The sequence below is a fragment of the Pedobacter steynii genome (genome assembly GCF_900103665.1).
GTDB lineage: Bacteria > Bacteroidota > Bacteroidia > Sphingobacteriales > Sphingobacteriaceae > Pedobacter > Pedobacter steynii.
Genome location: NZ_FNGY01000003.1, coordinates 947,330 through 964,214, shown reverse-complemented (window position 1 = coordinate 964,214; position 16,885 = coordinate 947,330). Strand labels below are relative to the sequence as shown.

General features: G+C 40.6%; 14 protein-coding genes. 1 reads left to right on the top strand and 13 read right to left on the bottom strand.

The window, feature by feature from the left end; all coding sequences use genetic code 11:
- Positions 1-21: 21 nt before the first annotated feature.
- The 9 genes from BLQ87_RS12220 to pyrR all read right to left on the bottom strand — a co-directional run bounded on the left by BLQ87_RS12220 (position 22) and on the right by pyrR (position 11,243).
- Positions 22-1,308 (bottom strand): bifunctional folylpolyglutamate synthase/dihydrofolate synthase, encoded by a 1,287-nt coding sequence (locus tag BLQ87_RS12220; RefSeq protein WP_074606852.1) that lies wholly within the window; start codon positions 1,306-1,308, stop codon positions 22-24.
- A gap of 23 nt (positions 1,309-1,331) precedes the next feature.
- Complete coding sequence (locus tag BLQ87_RS12215) at positions 1,332-2,147, bottom strand: energy transducer TonB (protein ID WP_074606850.1); 816 nt, start codon at positions 2,145-2,147, stop codon at positions 1,332-1,334.
- Positions 2,147-2,548: an ExbD/TolR family protein gene (locus tag BLQ87_RS12210; RefSeq protein ID WP_069378162.1), complete on the bottom strand. Its 402-nt coding sequence runs from the start codon at positions 2,546-2,548 to the stop codon at positions 2,147-2,149. The genes BLQ87_RS12215 and BLQ87_RS12210 overlap by 1 nt, the downstream gene beginning before the upstream one ends.
- Positions 2,548-3,258: a MotA/TolQ/ExbB proton channel family protein gene (locus BLQ87_RS12205; RefSeq protein WP_143010416.1), complete on the bottom strand. Its 711-nt coding sequence runs from the start codon at positions 3,256-3,258 to the stop codon at positions 2,548-2,550. The genes BLQ87_RS12210 and BLQ87_RS12205 overlap by 1 nt, the downstream gene beginning before the upstream one ends.
- 3 nt (positions 3,259-3,261) lie before the next feature.
- Positions 3,262-4,842 (bottom strand): HU domain-containing protein, encoded by a 1,581-nt coding sequence (locus BLQ87_RS12200; protein ID WP_074606848.1) that lies wholly within the window; start codon positions 4,840-4,842, stop codon positions 3,262-3,264.
- 54 nt (positions 4,843-4,896) lie between these two features.
- Positions 4,897-6,600 (bottom strand): TonB-dependent receptor, encoded by a 1,704-nt coding sequence (locus BLQ87_RS12195; RefSeq protein WP_074606846.1) that lies wholly within the window; start codon positions 6,598-6,600, stop codon positions 4,897-4,899.
- Between the two features lie 10 nt (positions 6,601-6,610).
- Positions 6,611-9,628 (bottom strand): tetratricopeptide repeat protein, encoded by a 3,018-nt coding sequence (locus tag BLQ87_RS12190; protein ID WP_074606844.1) that lies wholly within the window; start codon positions 9,626-9,628, stop codon positions 6,611-6,613.
- A gap of 132 nt (positions 9,629-9,760) precedes the next feature.
- The gene (locus BLQ87_RS12185) at positions 9,761-10,693 is read right to left on the bottom strand and encodes an aspartate carbamoyltransferase catalytic subunit (RefSeq protein ID WP_074606842.1); all 933 of its coding nucleotides are present in this window, start codon (positions 10,691-10,693) and stop codon (positions 9,761-9,763) included.
- A gap of 1 nt (position 10,694) precedes the next feature.
- Positions 10,695-11,243, bottom strand: coding sequence for a bifunctional pyr operon transcriptional regulator/uracil phosphoribosyltransferase PyrR (gene pyrR, locus BLQ87_RS12180; protein ID WP_074606839.1), 549 nt, complete (start codon positions 11,241-11,243; stop codon positions 10,695-10,697).
- 210 nt (positions 11,244-11,453) lie between these two features.
- On the opposite strand from pyrR, the gene BLQ87_RS12175 reads away from it, so the two are divergent.
- Complete coding sequence (locus BLQ87_RS12175) at positions 11,454-11,861, top strand: thiol-disulfide oxidoreductase DCC family protein (protein WP_074606837.1); 408 nt, start codon at positions 11,454-11,456, stop codon at positions 11,859-11,861.
- 4 nt (positions 11,862-11,865) lie between these two features.
- Here the strand turns inward: BLQ87_RS12175 and BLQ87_RS12170 are convergent, their stop codons facing one another.
- The 4 genes from BLQ87_RS12170 to rpsA form a co-directional block, all read right to left on the bottom strand.
- Complete coding sequence (locus tag BLQ87_RS12170; protein WP_074606835.1) at positions 11,866-12,519, bottom strand: CPBP family intramembrane glutamic endopeptidase; 654 nt, start codon at positions 12,517-12,519, stop codon at positions 11,866-11,868.
- A 99-nt stretch (positions 12,520-12,618) separates the two neighbouring features.
- Positions 12,619-13,143, bottom strand: coding sequence for a hypothetical protein (locus BLQ87_RS12165; protein ID WP_074606833.1), 525 nt, complete (start codon positions 13,141-13,143; stop codon positions 12,619-12,621).
- A 68-nt stretch (positions 13,144-13,211) separates the two neighbouring features.
- Positions 13,212-14,822 carry a beta-N-acetylhexosaminidase gene (locus tag BLQ87_RS12160; protein WP_083361818.1) on the bottom strand — a complete coding sequence of 537 codons (1,611 nt, stop codon included), beginning with the start codon at positions 14,820-14,822 and terminating at the stop codon, positions 13,212-13,214.
- Between the two features lie 90 nt (positions 14,823-14,912).
- Positions 14,913-16,847, bottom strand: coding sequence for a 30S ribosomal protein S1 (gene rpsA, locus BLQ87_RS12155; RefSeq protein ID WP_073233816.1), 1,935 nt, complete (start codon positions 16,845-16,847; stop codon positions 14,913-14,915).
- Positions 16,848-16,885: the final 38 nt, after the last annotated feature.

The following is a 16,885-nucleotide window of genomic DNA, read 5'->3' as shown; positions in this document are numbered from 1 at the left end:
ATTGACTGTAATGTAAAGATTTTATAGGACTTCTGCCACGACAAAGGTGCTCCCACCTACGAAGACCATATCGTTGGAATCGGCATTGTCTTTTGCCGCATGAAAAGCGAACTGAACAGTTGGAAAGACATCTCCAATCAGTCCGTATTGCTTTGCTTCCTGTGCAAGTTCAGCAGCAGGGAGGGCCCTTTCCAGTTCAGGCTGACAAAAATAGTAATGTGCATCCTTTGGCAGTAATTTCAATACGCCACTGATGTCTTTGTCTTTCACCATTCCGATAACGATGTGTAGCTGATCGTGAGGAGTGTCGTTGATGTTCTGTACCACCTCAGTGATTCCACCGATATTATGCCCGGTATCACAGATGATCAATGGATTTTCTCCCAGGGTTTGCCACCTGCCTTGAAGGCCTGTTAGTCCTTTCACATCTTTTAAAGCGGCATAAAGTGCCTCCTCATCGATCTGATAACCCTTTTCTTTTAAAATTTGTACAGACTGGATCACCGTCAGGATATTTTTCCTTTGATAAGATCCGTTCAGGTCTAATTCCAGATGCTGGTATAAAGGCGTATTCCCTGATAAGACGTCTGCATTCAGGTATTTCTCCTTTTTTATAAGATTCGTAATGTGCAGTTCCTGATCTGCAAAAGTTATCCGGCTATTGGTTTCCGTCGCCTTTTGAATAAATACGGACTTGGTTTCTTCCTGTTGTTCTCCGATCACTACCGGAATTCCAGGCTTAATAATGCCTGCTTTTTCCTTCGCAATTTCGGGTAGGGTAGTTCCCAGGATATTGGTATGGTCCAGACTGATATTGGTGATCACCGAAAGTTCCGGTGTAATGATATTCGTAGAATCTAACCTGCCACCCAGTCCTACTTCGATGATGGCGATGTCTACCTGCTCTTTCGCAAAATAGGAGAAGGCCATGGCGACAGTCACCTCAAAAAATGAAGGGTTGATTTCTTCCATGATGTCTCGTTGCTGTGCGACAAAATCAGTGACGAAATTTTCTGTGATCATTTCTCCGTTGATACGGATGCGTTCTCTGAAATCTTTAAGATGGGGAGAAGTATAGAGTCCTGTTTTATATCCTGCCTGTTGCAGGATCGCGGCGAGCATGTGTGAGGTGGAACCTTTTCCATTGGTTCCACCGACATGTATGGTTTTGAATTTATGCTGAGGGTTTCCCAGTTTCTCGCACATGGCGATGGTGTTGTGCAGGTCTTTTTTGAAGGCTACTGCGCCAACACGGGTAAACATAGGCAGTTTACCGTACAGATAATCCAGAGTTTGTTTATAGTTCATTTTGGAGTTCCAAAACAGGTAGGTTATTTCACTTTAAAGTTGAATACTACCACTCCGATTTGAACATCAGGGGCAGATTCAGATTGGGTCAGACGTGCACCCATTACGGCTTCTTTACACTTTTGCCATAGCTCTCTGTCGTTCAGGGTAGTCCCTTTCACTCCGGGAGTTGCGTCAATCACGATACCACTTTTATTGATCTTTATCCTTACTGCAATTTTTCCGGTCTTTTGCCCGTCATCCTGAGGGGTGACCAGGTTCGTAAACTTTCTGAGTGCAATCGGGGTTTCGCCAAATCCGGAGCCACCTTCGCCATAGTTGTTGGCCAATGGATCTCCATCTTTGTCGCCCTGATTTCCCGGGGTAGTACCCGTTCCATCACCACCACCTGTACCTTTATTGGCTTTGCCTTTATACAAAGCATTTTGATTGATGACAGGTTTTGCCGGCTTAGTCTCTGTTGTTGCTGTAGGTGCAGTATTTTTATTGCTGCTTTTCGTGTTTACACTAACTGCTTCTTCTGTACTTTGGGTAACGATCTCTTTGGTACTGTTCTGATTGGTCGGCGTCTCTTTGGTTGGTTCTTTTGGAACCACCTTATCCGGTGGTTTATTGTTGGCATTCGGATCTGCAGAAGGTTCTTCTATACTCGTATAGTCTGTTCCCATTCCGGTCACCGATGTACCATAATTGACCACAATTCCTCCCATACCGGCCTCTACAGGAGGCTGGAATGTTCCTATCGCGATGAAGAAACTCAGGGCGATGAGGAAAATCATAATACCAGTAGAGATGGCTACTGCTTTAGGATAATTGTTTTCTTCCTTAGGGTACATCATTATTTCTTAGGTTCTACAGCGAGTACAACTTTCAGTTTTAACTTGTTGGCGATATCAAAAACCAGCATGGTATTTTCGATGGAAACTCCTCTGGCCACATAAAGTACAATGGTCAGATCCGGCGATGCTTTCTGATAAGTCTCAATTGCCGCCTGGATGTTTTCCAGCGTTGTCGGTTGCTTGTCTACAAAATAATTCAGCTTTTCATCTATAGATACCGTAACGGTTTTCTGAGCCGAAGATTGTTGTCCTGATTCTGATCTGGGTAACAACAGCTTCACTACCTGTGGATTAACTACGGCAGAGGCCAGTAGGAAAAACAGCAGGAGGAAGAACATGATGTCGTTCAATGCAGAAGTATGAACCTCTACAGTTCCCTTATTTCTTTTGCGTAGATTCATTATTTACCTGGCTCCTCTAATAGATCAATAAACTCAATAGCATCAGTTTCCATTCTTAGTATGATGCGCTCTACCATCATATTCAGGATATGATATAATACATAAGCGATAATACCGATGATCAGACCTGTAGCAGAAGTGATCATTTTAGTATATAAACCTCCGGATATCGTTCCGATCTCAATAGCACCTTTGATAGACACATCATGGAAAATGGTAATTACCCCAATAATGGTACCAACGAAACCAAGCATAGGTGCAATACCGGCAATAATTCCAAGTACACCAATGTTTTTCTCCAGTTTGGATACTTCCAGCTTTCCATTGTTTTCAATAGCAGCTTCAATATCTTTAATCGGACGGCCAATACGTTTTAGCCCTTTTTCCAACATTCTGGCTAAAGGAGAGTTGTTGTTCTTACATAAAGCAATCGCGTTGTCCAACCGGCCGTCGTGGATATATTGTTTAATCTGAAGCATCAGGTTAGATTCTGTTTTAGAAGCTTTTCTGATGGTCAGGTATCTTTCAACAAAAATGACTAGTCCTAAAAAAGCAAGGAAAGCCAGGGGAAGCATTACCCATCCACCTTTTAACAGCAGGTCGATAAAGTGTAATTCCGGTGGTGCTGCAGCGAGTGCCTGAGTGGCGTTGTTAGCGGTATCAGCAATTTGTTTCAGGCTATCAGTAGCACCCTGTATTAATGCGATCATAATTTATAATGGTTTATTTGTGTGTATGTATGTGTCTTTAATACCTAACTTCTTTTCTAATTTTGGTCTTTCCTGATGAGCGGTGTTGTAGTCTTTAAACGAGCCAATGCTGAGCTTTATTATTTTCCTGCCATTGGTAGGAGGGATGGCTTTCGCTGTAATTCCCAAAGATTTCATATTGGCAATAAAGCGTTCTGCTTCCTTCTGACTGGTTACGGAAGAACCTATAACCTCATAAGTCGTTCCCGTTTCTACAGCAGGAGGTGTTGTTGCAGTAGTTGTCGGTGTTACCGGGATTGTTGTTTCCGGTTTTGGGACCACAGGCTTTGCAGCAGCAGGTTTTGTGATTGCTGAGCTGTCTTTTTTAGTAGTATCTTTTATGGGTAGTACTTTCTCTGAACTTCTTTTAAGGCTGTCCGCTTTTGCAAGGGAATCTGCTGTTAATTTAGCATCCTGCACACTCGGACCTGATTCTACAGGTAAGGCGGTAGTGCTTTCTCCTCTTTTCAGAATGGGATCAAAAAGATCGGGGCGGATGAAGTAAGCAGCCGCAAGTCCGATAAGAATCAGCAATAGGGCAATCAGGATTTTTAAATAAACAGGTGTTTTAGCTTTGTCTGAATATTCTCCGTCAGAATTGTAGAATCCAGTTTCTGTAATTTGTTCCCTTTCTACCAGTTGTTCCGGTACCGGAGTTGGACGGGGCTCAAAAACAGCCCTGTTAGGTTGTGCATAAGCATCGTTGATGGTCGTTGGAACAACCGTTTCAATTACGGGTTGTTCTACTGGTTTTTTAGGAAGTTCAACTTCTGCGATTTCTTCATAGACAGGTTGATCATCAGCGATAGCTAAAGGTTGAATTTCTTCTTCGACCTCGTATACTTCTGTTACAGGAAGTTCTTCTGCAGGTTTTTCTTCTATTGCAGGAATTTCGATAGGAGGAGCTTCGGTTGCAACGACCTCATCAACACGCTCAGAAAGCGCTTGTTGTTCTGCAGGGTTAAGTGAAGGAATTTCTTCTTCTCTAAGATCTGCATTGCTGTTCTCCAATTCCAGTTGTTCTTCAGTGACCTGATGTATATCGCGCTCCTCGTTGAGTACTTCTTCTTCAGACTGAAGATCTGTGATCACCGGTTCTGTGGAATAAGGCAGGATTTCTTCCGGCTCAGCCACCAATTCGGCTTCTTCTTTGACTGGCGGTAAACCGTAAAAATCAAAACCGAAGTTTTGATCATTTACAGGTTTAAAGCTTAATGTTTCCGGGGAGCCATATAAAGTACCCAGGGGATAAAAACTGGCTTCCTCATGTTCCTCTAATTGTTTCTTTATTTCATCCGAAAACTGATCCACATAATAGGTGGCAGCATCCGGGGATATATTTCTTTTTTTGCAGATATGGGCAATTAACAGTGTTTGCTCTCTTACTTCAGAACTGAAATCCAGTACATAGCTGGGAGGTAGAAACGAATGTGTTTCCGCATCATACCTTCCCGGTGATTTCTTTTTATAGATCGTTCCAAGTCCGGGGATCCCAACCTCTTTACGGGTTTTAATAAGCTCTGTAAGATACGCTAGCATGTCCATTCTGGTAAAATTAAATTTTAATTCTATATCAACCAATTAATAATTGAAAACCGCTTAGAAGGAGTACGTTAAACCTCCGAAAATATTGGTTCCAATTGTTGGATAATACAGGTATCTGCTATACGAGGTATTCAACAGATTGTTTGCTCTTACAAAAGCAGAGAATTTGTTGTTGATTTTATAGCTGGCACCAACACCAAGATCTACAAAAGCTTTCACACTTTCTACGGTTTCAATAGAACGGTTAGGAATTAGATAGGGACTAGCTGGTGCGGCAGTATAAACTTTTGCTTTGCTGGCATCCTGAATGGCTACAGATGCATTTAATCCAATCTTATCCGTGATGTTGAATAATAAGTCTGAGCTGATTCTCATCTGTGGCTTAAACCAGCTTGCGGTTTCCTGAGCCGGTTTATAGTCTTCAAAGTTCAGTTTTCCAGTCCATTTCAGGGAATTGCTCACTTGTACAGAAATTTCACCTTCAAGTCCTGTCATCGTTGTTGATCCGAAATCATAAATCACATCAAAACGGGTAGGGTTTGCAAAGTTGTTTACGAAAAGCGGCATATCAGAGATTTTCTTGTGGTAAACCCTTGCTTTATAACCAAAGCCCGGACCACCGGTTCCTTTGATACCTGCGCTGAAACCTAATTTTTCTACTGAATTTCTGATTTGAATATTCGAGTTCAGGAATGGGTTTTCATCTGTAAACTGTTTTAGTGAATTGCGGTTCACATCACCTTTCACCTCAGCGAACAATTGCAGGTAGTCTGGGATTAAGGTCAGGTCTGCAGTAATCGCAGGGAAAATTCTGCTTTTTGAAAAAGCGCCAAATTCCTGTACGAAATTAATACCTGCATTGATCTTTACCCCATTTGCCTGAAGTCTGATGTATGGATTTAATTTTAATACGTTATTTCCAACACTCACCAGGGCATCTTTGGTATTTCCAAATTCTGCAGAAGCAGCAAGGCCAAGATTAAAACTGCTGATTCTTTTGTTTACGTAACCGTTTAGCACGATAGAGTTTTCTTTTGCAGCGTATTTATCGTTCCATAGATATCCGTTTAGTTTTACGGCATAGCTCAGTGCATCAGGATCGTCTGTATACTTATTTACGATTTCTCCTTCTGCTTCGATGAAGCTCAGCGTTTGTCTGTCCGGATTCAGGTTAAGTTCTGGTTTCGCAGGATTAAAGCCATAGAAGAACAATCCGTTTCTCTGGTAATTGATGCGGCCACTCATGGTCACCTGATCACCGATACTTCTTCCAAAGACACTCAGTTGTTGTTGGTTTACCTCTTGTCCGGCAAGCTTTCCTTTTTGTCCGAAATGCTTAAAGAAAGCACCCGCCTGTAAGGCTTCATCTCTGCCCAGGTTGATGTAGGCTTCTCCTAAGATCGTGGTACGGATTCCAAAACCACCTTTCACATAATTGTTGATCAGTTCTGTTTCTCTTTCCTTGGCGACTTGTTCTGCCTGTAATTTATTGATATCTGAGTTTAGTTCCAGTTTCCTGTCGGTCAGGCTATAATTGAATTTTGCTTTATATGTTTTTACCGTATTCAGGTCCGGGCTTCTTCTCAGTTTTACGGCTTCTGCCAAAACTGGTTTATAAGGCCTTACGACTTCAATCTCTTCTGTTACGGCTTTCTCTTCAGTTTTCTTTTCATTAGTCTTGGTATCCTGAGCCAATGTGCTCAGCGTTCCGGCAGTAATAAAAAACAGGGTGGTATATATTAATTTCGTCAATCTCATCGTGCTTGTCTTATTTAATTTTTTGTAATTTATCCTTAGCAGTCTGGACAATTTCGTCCTTGCCTTCATAATTGTCTATAAGGCTAAGGAGCGTGCTTTTAGCTTGTAGATTGTCTTTTAATGCAACGTAGTTGTCTGCTAACAGTAGGAAAGATTTAGCCACCCAATAATCATAAGATGATAAGTTATTGATCAGGTCAAAACAGGTTTTTGTAGAAGTTTTATATTCCCTTTTTGCATATTGAATTGCAGCGATATTATATTTTGCTTCCGCGGCAGCAAGTGTTTTTGTTTTCTCTACCACCATGTTGAATGATTTAACAGCAAGGGTAGTATCTGCTTTTGCTAAATAAGCTTTTCCTGCATACAGTTCAGAGCTGCTTTTTTCTTCCTGCGAAGACTTATCAGACTCTTTGATCAGTGCTACGTATTTAATCACATCATCAGGCATGTTTAAAGCGCTGTAAGCTTTCAACAGGTTATTGATGGCATAAGTATAGTGCACTTTATAATCTGCGGTTGTTTCCAGCCTTTTCAGGTATACAATGGCCTCATTGTATTTCTTCTGATCCAGGAATAATTTGGAAATAGAAACTAAGGAACGTTCTGTATAGTCACTGGTCCAGTCGTTTAAGATAAACTCATAGTCTGGAATTGCTTCATCCGGTCTTCCTAATTTCACTAAAGATTCTGCTCTGATAAATTTAGCCTCTTTGGTATGAATGGCTTTAGGGAACTTGTCAAAATAAGCATTGATGGCTTCAAAAGCTCCTTTGGCATCACCTTTCAGGTAACGGTTATTTGCAGCGGTAAAGATGATGTTGTCTTGTTCAGCCAGAGAAAAATCTCCGATTGGGGTGGTCTTGGCATAACTGATAAAACCTTCTGAATCTCCTTTGTCTACGTAAATGTTCTTGATGGATTCCAAAGCCTGTTTGGCCTCTTCACTACTTCCATAATCGGCAATCACCTTTTTGAATGTCTCTGCAGCGGCATCGTCCTGATCCTGGTTGTATTGCACCAATCCGATGGTGACCAATGCACGTGGCACATAACTGCTACGTGGATATTGGCTGATCAGGGAAGTCAAATCTGTTTTTGATTTATCCAGATCTCCTTTATTGAAATAGGTATAGGCAGTTTCAAAACCAGCATCATCTGCATAATTGGAAGCAGGGAATTGCTTTAATAAACTCTGCATGGTATTGATCTTTGCATCGTTTTGGTTTTCGAGACCCTGGATCATTCCACGTTGAAAAAGGGCATAATCTTCTCCGGTAGATTTTGAGGCAATGATCTTATTGTAATTTTCTAAGGCATTGCCATAGCTTTTATTCACAAAATAGGAATCCGCTAACCTGATGGTCGCATCTGTTATCGTTTTCTGGTCTTTATCATTTCCTTTCAGGAAGCGCTCAAAATAGGTCGCTGCTTTTCCGTAACGTTCATCTTCAAAAGCCGCATAAGCCAAAGCATAATTGGCGAAATTGTAAACTTCGGTTTTGTCTGCCCCCGGCATGTCAAGGAATAGCTCAAAGTTTTTCACCGCCTCTCCGAATTTTCTCAATTCATAACTCGCTTCGGCTTTCCAATAAGTACTTAAAGCATGAATTTCTTTATCCTCAGGGAACTTCTCTGAACGTAAGAACATGGACAAGGCATTAGGGAAGGCCCTTTCATTATAGAATTCAAGTCCTCTGAAATAGGTTACTTTCTGGTAAGCTTCTTTTGCCTCCGGCGATTTATCCGGAATAGGTTCCAGAATATCAATTGCTGCCTGGTAGTTTTTACTCGTTAACAAGATCTCACCCAATAAGGTTTTAGCTTCATTGGCTTTCCTTGATTTCGGGAATTGCTTTAAGAAATTCTGAGTAGATTCTAAGGCCTGCTGATTGAAATCCAGCTCATAGCTTAACCTTGCATAGTTGATCCATGCCTCTTCCTGTATGAATTTATCAAAGTCAAGCCTTGAAGACCTGAAAAAGGCACTGCGTGCTTTTTCTTTGTTTTTCAACTGAATGAAGGAACGACCCAGGGTATACATCCCGCTTTGCAGGTATACATCATCTGTATCTAGTTTTTCCAGGATAGCTACGGATTCCTGGTATCTTTTCAGGTGAAACAGGGAATATCCATACTGGTAGATAAACAGGTTATTCTTTACCTCTGATTTGTCTTTTGCATAATATTCACTGAAATATTTCTCTGCATTAGTATAATCCGATTTAGCAAAATAAGAGGCTGCGATTAAGCTCAGCATTTCTGCTTCATACTGTTGCTTTGATGTTTTTAAAATTGGAATCGCATAGGAAATCACATCATCATAACGCTCATCCAGGTAGTACATTGAAGTGATGTAATAAGGATAACTGGCTTCATATGTTGGCGAACCTTTTAATTTTTCAAAGTTTGCCAATGCTGTTTTATACTCCTTGTTCAGGTAATTGATGTAAGCAAAATAGTAAGTTGCGCTTTCCTGATATGGGGATTTTTCTTTTTTTACGATCTCAAAAAGAGGTTCGGCTTTCTCCGTATTTTTCAACATGAAATAAGCATAACCTTGTTTGAACTGATATTCTAAACGTTGTTTTCCGGAAAGGGTAGAAGGGTCTGTTTTTTCAAACCAATCCAAAGCTTTCTGATAGTTTTCCTGAGCAAAATAGGATTTACCGACATGAAAATAGGCCAGTTTGGTATTTGCGTTCAGTGGGTAATCTTTGATGAAATTCTGGAACAGGCTTTCTGCATCATTATTTCCAAGTTCCAATGCGCAAACGGCAGCATAGAACTTTGCATTTTCTTTAAGAAGGGATAATTCTGAGTTACTTTCCTGTTGAGCACCTGGTTTTTGTCTGGCTTGTTCTACCAACCTAAATTGTTGTGCTGCTGCGATGTACTTTTCATTGTCCAGTAACTCCAGACCGGTTCGGTAATTCTGATTTAAGTTGACTAGTATGCTGGACTGCGCATAACTAGACGTAAAGCTACCTGCTAATAATAGCGGAATAAAAAGGTATTTTTTCTGCATCTGGTTTCAAATATGGTTGGTACTAATATAAAAATAGTATTATGTCTTATTAACATAAGAAATTAACAACTGTTGATAACACTGGTTTAACGAAAAGAAAACGAGATTGGTATAAAAAACTTGCCGGAGATTTTAATCTCTCTGAGAAGCCAGCAGATAAAGTACAGCCATCCTTACAGCAACACCATTTTCCACCTGTTCAAGGATGATGGATTGTTTGCTATCGGCAACATCACTGGTGATCTCCACGCCACGGTTAATCGGGCCAGGGTGCATTACAATGATCTCTTTATCTAAGTTGTCCAGGATTTGCTTGTTCAAGCCGTACATCATGGCGTATTCCCTTAGGGAAGGGAAATATTTGATATCTTGTCTTTCCAGCTGGATGCGTAGCATATTGGCTACATCACACCAGTTTAAAGCTTTAATCAGGTTGTGTTCTACCTTTACTCCCAAACTTTCAATGTGTTTAGGAATCAGGGTGGTAGGGCCGCATACCATCACTTCTGCACCCAGTTTTTGCAGGCATAGAATGTTGGATATCGCTACCCTGGAGTGTAAAATATCACCTACAATCACCACTTTTTTACCAGCTACATCACCCAGTTTCTGGCGGATAGAGAAAGCATCTAAAAGGGCTTGTGTTGGATGTTCATGTGCGCCGTCTCCGGCGTTTACGATCTGTGCATTAATGTGCTTGCTCAGAAACTGGCCCGCTCCGGCATAGGGGTGTCTCATGACCACCATATCCACCTTCATGGCAAGAATGTTGTTTACGGTGTCAATCAGCGTTTCTCCCTTACTCACTGAAGAAGAGGAAGCTGCAAAATTGATCGTATCTGCAGAAAGTCTTTTTTCTGCCAGCTCAAAAGAAAGCTTGGTACGGGTAGAATTCTCAAAGAAGATATTGGCAATGGTGATGTCTCTCAGGGAAGGCACTTTTTTTATAGGCCTGTTGATCACATCTTTAAAATTATCTGCAGTTTCTAAGATCAATTCGATATCATTTCGGTTAATATCTTTGATACCTAAAAGATGTCGGGTCGATAATTTGTCTGCTGCCATGTTATTTATTGCTTTCTGATATTAAGATTACTTTGTCTTCTCCTTCTGTTTCTTTCCAGCTCACCCTTACCTGTTGTGAGTTTAAGCTGTCTACCTGCTGGCCGATATAATCGGGCTCGATAGGCAGATGCCTTGAAAAACGCCTGTCGATCAAGACCATCAATTCTACCCGTTCTGGTCGTCCGTAAGCCAATAATGCATCCATAGCGGCACGTATTGTACGTCCGGTCCAGAGTACATCATCAATCAGGATTACGTTCTTTCCTTCGATAATAAAATCTATGGTATTGCTGTTTGCAGAAACGATTCCGTCTTTCCTTCTGAAATCATCACGGAAAAAGGTAATGTCTAAATTGCCTTTTTTGATGGTACCTTTCTTAAGGATTTGGGAGAGTTCGGTCTGTACTCTATCGGCAAAGTAGCTGCCTCTTGGCTGAATGCCAATTAAAACAGTATTTGAAAAATCGTTATGGTTCTCAATTAATTGATGACAAAGTCTCTTAATTGTGATCTGGAATTTTTGACCGTCTAGCAGGGTTCTCTTTTGCATTGACTAAAGGATTGGCCAAATATAGGAAAATGTTTCAATTCTGTAAAGTTGAATGTGGATTTATTCCCGCTGAATTCTGAATTGTATTGATTTTAAAAGACATAAAACTTTTAACTGGCTTATTTATAAAACTATAGACAGAAGCTCCGGATTTAAAATTTATATTTGTATAAATCCAATATCAGGGACTATTAAGAGGAAAACAAGCAAATGAATGAAGATAGAGATCATGGGGTAATTTTTTTTGATGGCGTCTGCAATTTGTGTAATCATTCTGTGCAGTTTATCATTAAGAGAGACCATAAAGATTACTTTCGTTTTGCAGCTTTACAAAGTGACATTGCAACGCAAAAATTGTCTGACTTTGATTTCAATGCGGAAGATTTGAAAACGATCATTCTTTTGGAAGGCGGTAAGGTTTACCTCCGTTCTACTGCCGCACTTCGCATTGCCAGACAGCTGAGCGGAGGCTGGTCCATGTGGTACGGATTTATCATTATCCCTGCATTTATCAGGGATTTCGTCTATAAGCTTATTGCCAATAACAGGTACCGGATTTGGGGAAAGACAGAAAGCTGTATGGTTCCTTCCCCGGAACTCAAAGCAAAATTCCTGTAATTATTTAGGGATACAGCATGTCTACAAGACAAGAGCTCAGATTGAACGTGAAATGGATCACTATTCCGTACCACAAGGTATTTTCCTTGATCCTGATGTACGCCAGTAATACGGCAAATGGCAATAGCCAAAAGAAGGATACCAGAGAAAAGTGGATTAGAAAAAACAGAATAGAGCTGATGTATATTGCTTCCTTCCTGTCGACAACATGGAGTAGTTTTTGCATCAGGTAGCCCCGGTAGGCTAATTCCTCAAAGATGGCCGGAAGTACAGCAATGGAAAGAACCATCAGGTAGTTCCCATAAGGATGATATTGGTATAGGGTATAGTTATTCGATTCTTCGGGACTTACCGTTTTGTTTAGGTAAAAAACCAGTACCTGAACAATCAGGGAGCAGAGCACTGCAAGTACAATGCAAGCACCTAATTTCCAGAAGGAAAAACTTTTCCATCTTAATAAATGCCTGATGTTTTCCCAGTCGGAGCCGACAAAAAACAAAGTGGTGATGGCCGCCAGTGCCTGGAAGTAGAAAAGAATTTCCATTGTTTGCTTTTCTACCATTAATGCTGTCGCACAAATCATAATTTCCAGGAGGAAGAATAAACCAATGCCCTGAAGATGAGACCATTTTTTTGAATGTACGTTGATCTCCTCCATATTTTGGGGAGTACCGCAGGCAGCGCAGAATTTATGACCTCCGGTTATGGGCTGTTCACAATTGGCGCAATATAAAGGAGTTGGGGCCTGGTCCTCCAATTAAACGAGGTTGAGCTCTTTCCTTATTTTGTCCCGGTCGATCACAGACTTAATACCTTTTACGAGGTATACAATAATGATCACCTTTACTATAATTCCTGAGAATATGGTGAGTGGGTCGAAAAGCGCGTTCAGAATATGGATGATTAAATAAAGTGACAGTCCGGAAATCAGCGCTGTTGAAGCCCTCGTTTTCCCCCAAACGGCGAGGCCCAAAAAAGCAGCGGATAAAATAATGGTGGTAATTACCGTGAAGGAGATGTCTTCGTCCGGTGCCGGTTTAAATGCCACAAAAACTAAAGAGAATAGGGTGAGGCCGGAAATCCAATATAATGAATTGCGTGCTCTTTCTACTTTTTCATCGAGGTCAATCAGCTCAATCTCTTTTACATTTCTTTCTGAAATATAAAAATCCTGCTCCTGTTGTGTTCCTTGTAAAGGAAAGCCACAAGCTTTACAAAAAGCATCTACTGCATCGTATTTAACTGCGCAGCAGTCACAATAACTTATATTTTCATTTTCCATTAAAAGAGCATTTGTTTAGTGTAAATATATAATTGTAACGGGAAATTAGGAAACTTTTAAGGGAGAACTTAATTCTCCCAATATCTTTTGCTGTATTTTATTCCCATTTGGTCATACCTCCTGAGTTGCTGTTTTAACCTTTGTTGAAAACTGCTGTAATTACGTTTGGCTTTCGGGCTCCACAATACCTCACTTAAGGCATCCAGTCTTGGGAACAACATGTACTCTGCTTTAGCGGGATTGCCGATGTACTCCGACCAAAGGTTGCCTTGTGCTCCCCAGATGTATTTGCCTTCAGCAGGACTCAGCTCTGCAGGCACAGGCTCATAATTATAGACATTAACCAGAGGTAAGAACTTAGCTGCCGTAAGAGAATCATCTTTTAAACACTGCGCATGATTAAAGTACATGAAGTTTTCCGGGGTCATGATCACTTTATGCTTTTGTTTTGCCGCGGCAATTCCTCCCTTTTCTCCGCGCCAGCTCATCACTACTGCGTTAGGAGCAAGGCCGCCATCAAGGATTTCATCCCATCCAATGATGGTTTTTCCTTTGCTGTTCACAAACTTTTCTACCCTATGGATAAAATAACTTTGCAGTCCGATTTCATTTTTCAATCCTTTCTCTTTAATCAGTTGCTGGGAAAAGGCAGATTGCTTCCACCAGATCTTCGAACATTCATCTCCGCCAATATGGATGTAGGGAGAAGGGAAGAGGTTCATCACTTCAGTCAGCACTTCTTCGAGGAAAGTAAAGGTTTGCTCAGAAGGGAGTAATACATTATTGAATTTGTTGAAGATTCCCCAGGTTTCTGCGACTTTCTTCGGCAGCTTGGGAGTAGTGCTCAATTCCGGATAAGCCGCAAGGACAGCCATGCTATGTCCAGGCATTTCGATTTCCGGAATAATGGTAATGTACCGGTCTGCCGCATACCGGATCACTTCTTTCACTTCTTCCTGGGTATAGTAGCCACCATAACGAATGCCATCGTTTCCGGTTCCGGGATAAAGGCCGATAATGGAGCCATCTCTCCAGGCGCCAACTTCGGTTAACCTTGGGTGCTTTTTAATTTCTATACGCCATCCGTGGTCATCCGTCAGGTGCCAATGGAAATAATTGAGCTTGTGCATCGCGAGATAATCAATATACTTTTTGACAAAGCTGACCTCAAAAAAATGCCTGCTGACATCCAGGTGCATGCCCCGATAGGCAAAACGTGGATAGTCTGTAATCGTTACTGCCTGAACCTGTAAAGGAAATGCTTTGGCACTTGGAGGCAACAGCTGGATCAGGGTTTGTATGCCATAAAATATGCCGGCAGGAGAAGAGGAGTGAATGTTGACAGATTTACTGCTTACCGACAAAGCATACTGCTCTGGATTCGGATCCACCCCTTTGGTTAGGGTAAGATTGATTACATTTTTTCTGTTTAAATCAGGAAGCGTAGTTAGACTAAGATCAAGGTTATAGTATTTTTTGATATAGTTAATGAAGAAATCTGCAGCAGGTTTCAGCTTGCTGTCACTGATAAATAGCTGTGTGGTATGGTTATCGATAGAAAAGTTTTCCGATGCTTTTCCTGTCGTCATTTCCACAGGTTGTGGAATAAGCGAAGGAAGTTGTGCATGACTTACCTGGAACAACAGCAGGGTGCTGATGATACTGATTAAGATTCTCATAAAATGAATGGGGTATTGGTTTTAGGAAACAAAGTAACAAAAAAAAAGGCATCCCGGTTGGGGATGCCTTTAATATATCAGCTTTAAAGATTATTTAGCTTTGTTTTTGCTTTCTTCACCTTCCATCTGCTCTTTTAATTGAGCCAATACACCTAGATCGCCAAGAGTTGATTTCTCAACTGAATCTTTAACTTTCTTAACTGCACTGCTTGATGCTTTAGCTTCTTTTTTCTTAGTAGCTCTTTCTTCAGCAACAGCTTCAGCTTTAGCCTCTTCCCAGATACGGGCATGAGAAACAACGATACGTTTAGCATCTTTGTTAAACTCAATGATTTTGAAATCATTAGTTTCTTCAGCTTTGATAGTTGTTCCGTCTTCTTTAGCCATGTGTTTAGTTGGTACGAAACCTTCTACACCATATGGTAAAGCAATAACAGCACCTTTATCAGTTACTTTAACAACAGTTCCCTGGTGGATTGAATCTAACGTGAAGATAGTTTCAAAAGTATCCCAAGGGTTTTCTTCTAATTGTTTGTGACCTAAGCTTAATTTACGGCTTTCAACATCTAATTCAAGAACAACTACGTCTAATGTATCACCTACTTTAGTGAATTCGTTAGGGTGGTTAACTTTTTTAGACCAAGAAAGATCAGAGATATGGATTAATCCATCAATACCTTCTTCAATTTCTACGAATACACCGAAGTTAGTCATGTTTTTAACTACAGCAGTATGTTTGCTTCCGATAGGATATCTTTCAGCAACATTTTGCCAAGGATCCTGAGTTAATTGCTTAATACCTAAGCTCATTTTGCGTTCGTCTCTGTCTAAAGTTAATACTTCAGCTTCGATTTCATCGCTAACTTTCAAGAATTCTTGTGGGCTGCGTAAGTTTTGTGACCAAGACATTTCTGATACGTGGATTAAACCTTCAACACCAGGAATGATTTCTAAGAAAGCTCCGTAATCAGCAACAGTAACAATTTTACCTTTAACTTTAGATCCAACAGCTAAGTTAGTGTCTAAAGATTCCCAAGGGTGTGGAGTCAATTGTTTTAAACCTAATGCAATACGTTTTTTCTCGTCATCAAAGTCAAGAACTACAACGTTGATTTTCTCATCTAAGCTCAATACTTCTTTTGGATGCTCTATGCGGCCCCAAGAAATATCAGTGATGTGAAGTAAACCGTCAACTCCACCTAAATCGATGAATACACCGAAGTCAGTAATGTTTTTAACTGTTCCTTCTAATACCTGTCCTTTTTCAAGTTTAGATACGATTTCAACTTTTTGGCTTTCTAAATCGTCTTCGATTAAGATTTTATGAGAAACTACTACGTTTTTAAACTCATGGTTGATCTTAACAACTTTGAATTCCATTGTTTTACCCACGTATACATCGTAATCGCGGATAGGTTTGATGTCAATTTGTGAACCAGGTAAGAAAGCTTCAACACCCATGATGTCAACGATAAGACCACCTTTAGTACGGCTTTTAACAAATCCGTTGATGATTCTGTCATTGTCAAGAGCCTCATTGATAGACTCCCATGATCTTTGGGTTTTAGCTCTTTTACGAGATAAAATTAACTGACCATTCGCATCTTCCGGAGCTTCAACGAATACGTCAACTGTATCACCAATTTTCAAGTCAGGTGTATCACGGAACTCAGAAGTAGATACTAATCCGTCAGATTTAAATCCTACGTTTAATACTACATCTTTATTGTTGATAGACACAACAATACCGCTGATGATTTCACCTTGGTTGATTTGATTGAAAGTATCGGTATACATGTCTTCAAACTTTTTACGGTCTTCATCAGAATATTTTCCGAAAACTTTGTCATCTGCATCCCAGTCAAAATCCTGATCAGGGGTAGCTAATGATGATTTGATCTGTTCGATCGACACTGAATCAGCTTCTGACTCAATGGTTTCTTTCTCGGTCAGACGAGCGTCTGCACCTTGTAATTCGGCTTTTTTAGCCTCTAGTTCTTTTTCTGCTACTTGTTTTTTAGCCATTAAAATTTAATCTCCTTTTCCCGTGAGGGACGGCAAAG

What these genes read in the sequence shown, in the direction of transcription:
- BLQ87_RS12220 (WP_074606852.1), bottom strand. Translation starts at nt 1,308, where the DNA reads ATGAACTATAAACAAACTCTGGATTATCTGTACGGTAAACTGCCTATG.
- BLQ87_RS12215 (WP_074606850.1), bottom strand. Translation starts at nt 2,147, where the DNA reads ATGATGTACCCTAAGGAAGAAAACAATTATCCTAAAGCAGTAGCCATC.
- BLQ87_RS12210 (WP_069378162.1), bottom strand. Translation starts at nt 2,548, where the DNA reads ATGAATCTACGCAAAAGAAATAAGGGAACTGTAGAGGTTCATACTTCT.
- BLQ87_RS12205 (WP_143010416.1), bottom strand. Translation starts at nt 3,258, where the DNA reads ATGATCGCATTAATACAGGGTGCTACTGATAGCCTGAAACAAATTGCT.
- BLQ87_RS12200 (WP_074606848.1), bottom strand. Translation starts at nt 4,842, where the DNA reads ATGGACATGCTAGCGTATCTTACAGAGCTTATTAAAACCCGTAAAGAG.
- BLQ87_RS12195 (WP_074606846.1), bottom strand. Translation starts at nt 6,600, where the DNA reads ATGAGATTGACGAAATTAATATATACCACCCTGTTTTTTATTACTGCC.
- BLQ87_RS12190 (WP_074606844.1), bottom strand. Translation starts at nt 9,628, where the DNA reads ATGCAGAAAAAATACCTTTTTATTCCGCTATTATTAGCAGGTAGCTTT.
- BLQ87_RS12185 (WP_074606842.1), bottom strand. Translation starts at nt 10,693, where the DNA reads ATGGCAGCAGACAAATTATCGACCCGACATCTTTTAGGTATCAAAGAT.
- pyrR (WP_074606839.1), bottom strand. Translation starts at nt 11,243, where the DNA reads ATGCAAAAGAGAACCCTGCTAGACGGTCAAAAATTCCAGATCACAATT.
- BLQ87_RS12175 (WP_074606837.1), top strand. Translation starts at nt 11,454, where the DNA reads ATGAATGAAGATAGAGATCATGGGGTAATTTTTTTTGATGGCGTCTGC.
- BLQ87_RS12170 (WP_074606835.1), bottom strand. Translation starts at nt 12,519, where the DNA reads ATGGAGGAGATCAACGTACATTCAAAAAAATGGTCTCATCTTCAGGGC.
- BLQ87_RS12165 (WP_074606833.1), bottom strand. Translation starts at nt 13,143, where the DNA reads ATGGAAAATGAAAATATAAGTTATTGTGACTGCTGCGCAGTTAAATAC.
- BLQ87_RS12160 (WP_083361818.1), bottom strand. Translation starts at nt 14,822, where the DNA reads ATGAGAATCTTAATCAGTATCATCAGCACCCTGCTGTTGTTCCAGGTA.
- rpsA (WP_073233816.1), bottom strand. Translation starts at nt 16,847, where the DNA reads ATGGCTAAAAAACAAGTAGCAGAAAAAGAACTAGAGGCTAAAAAAGCC.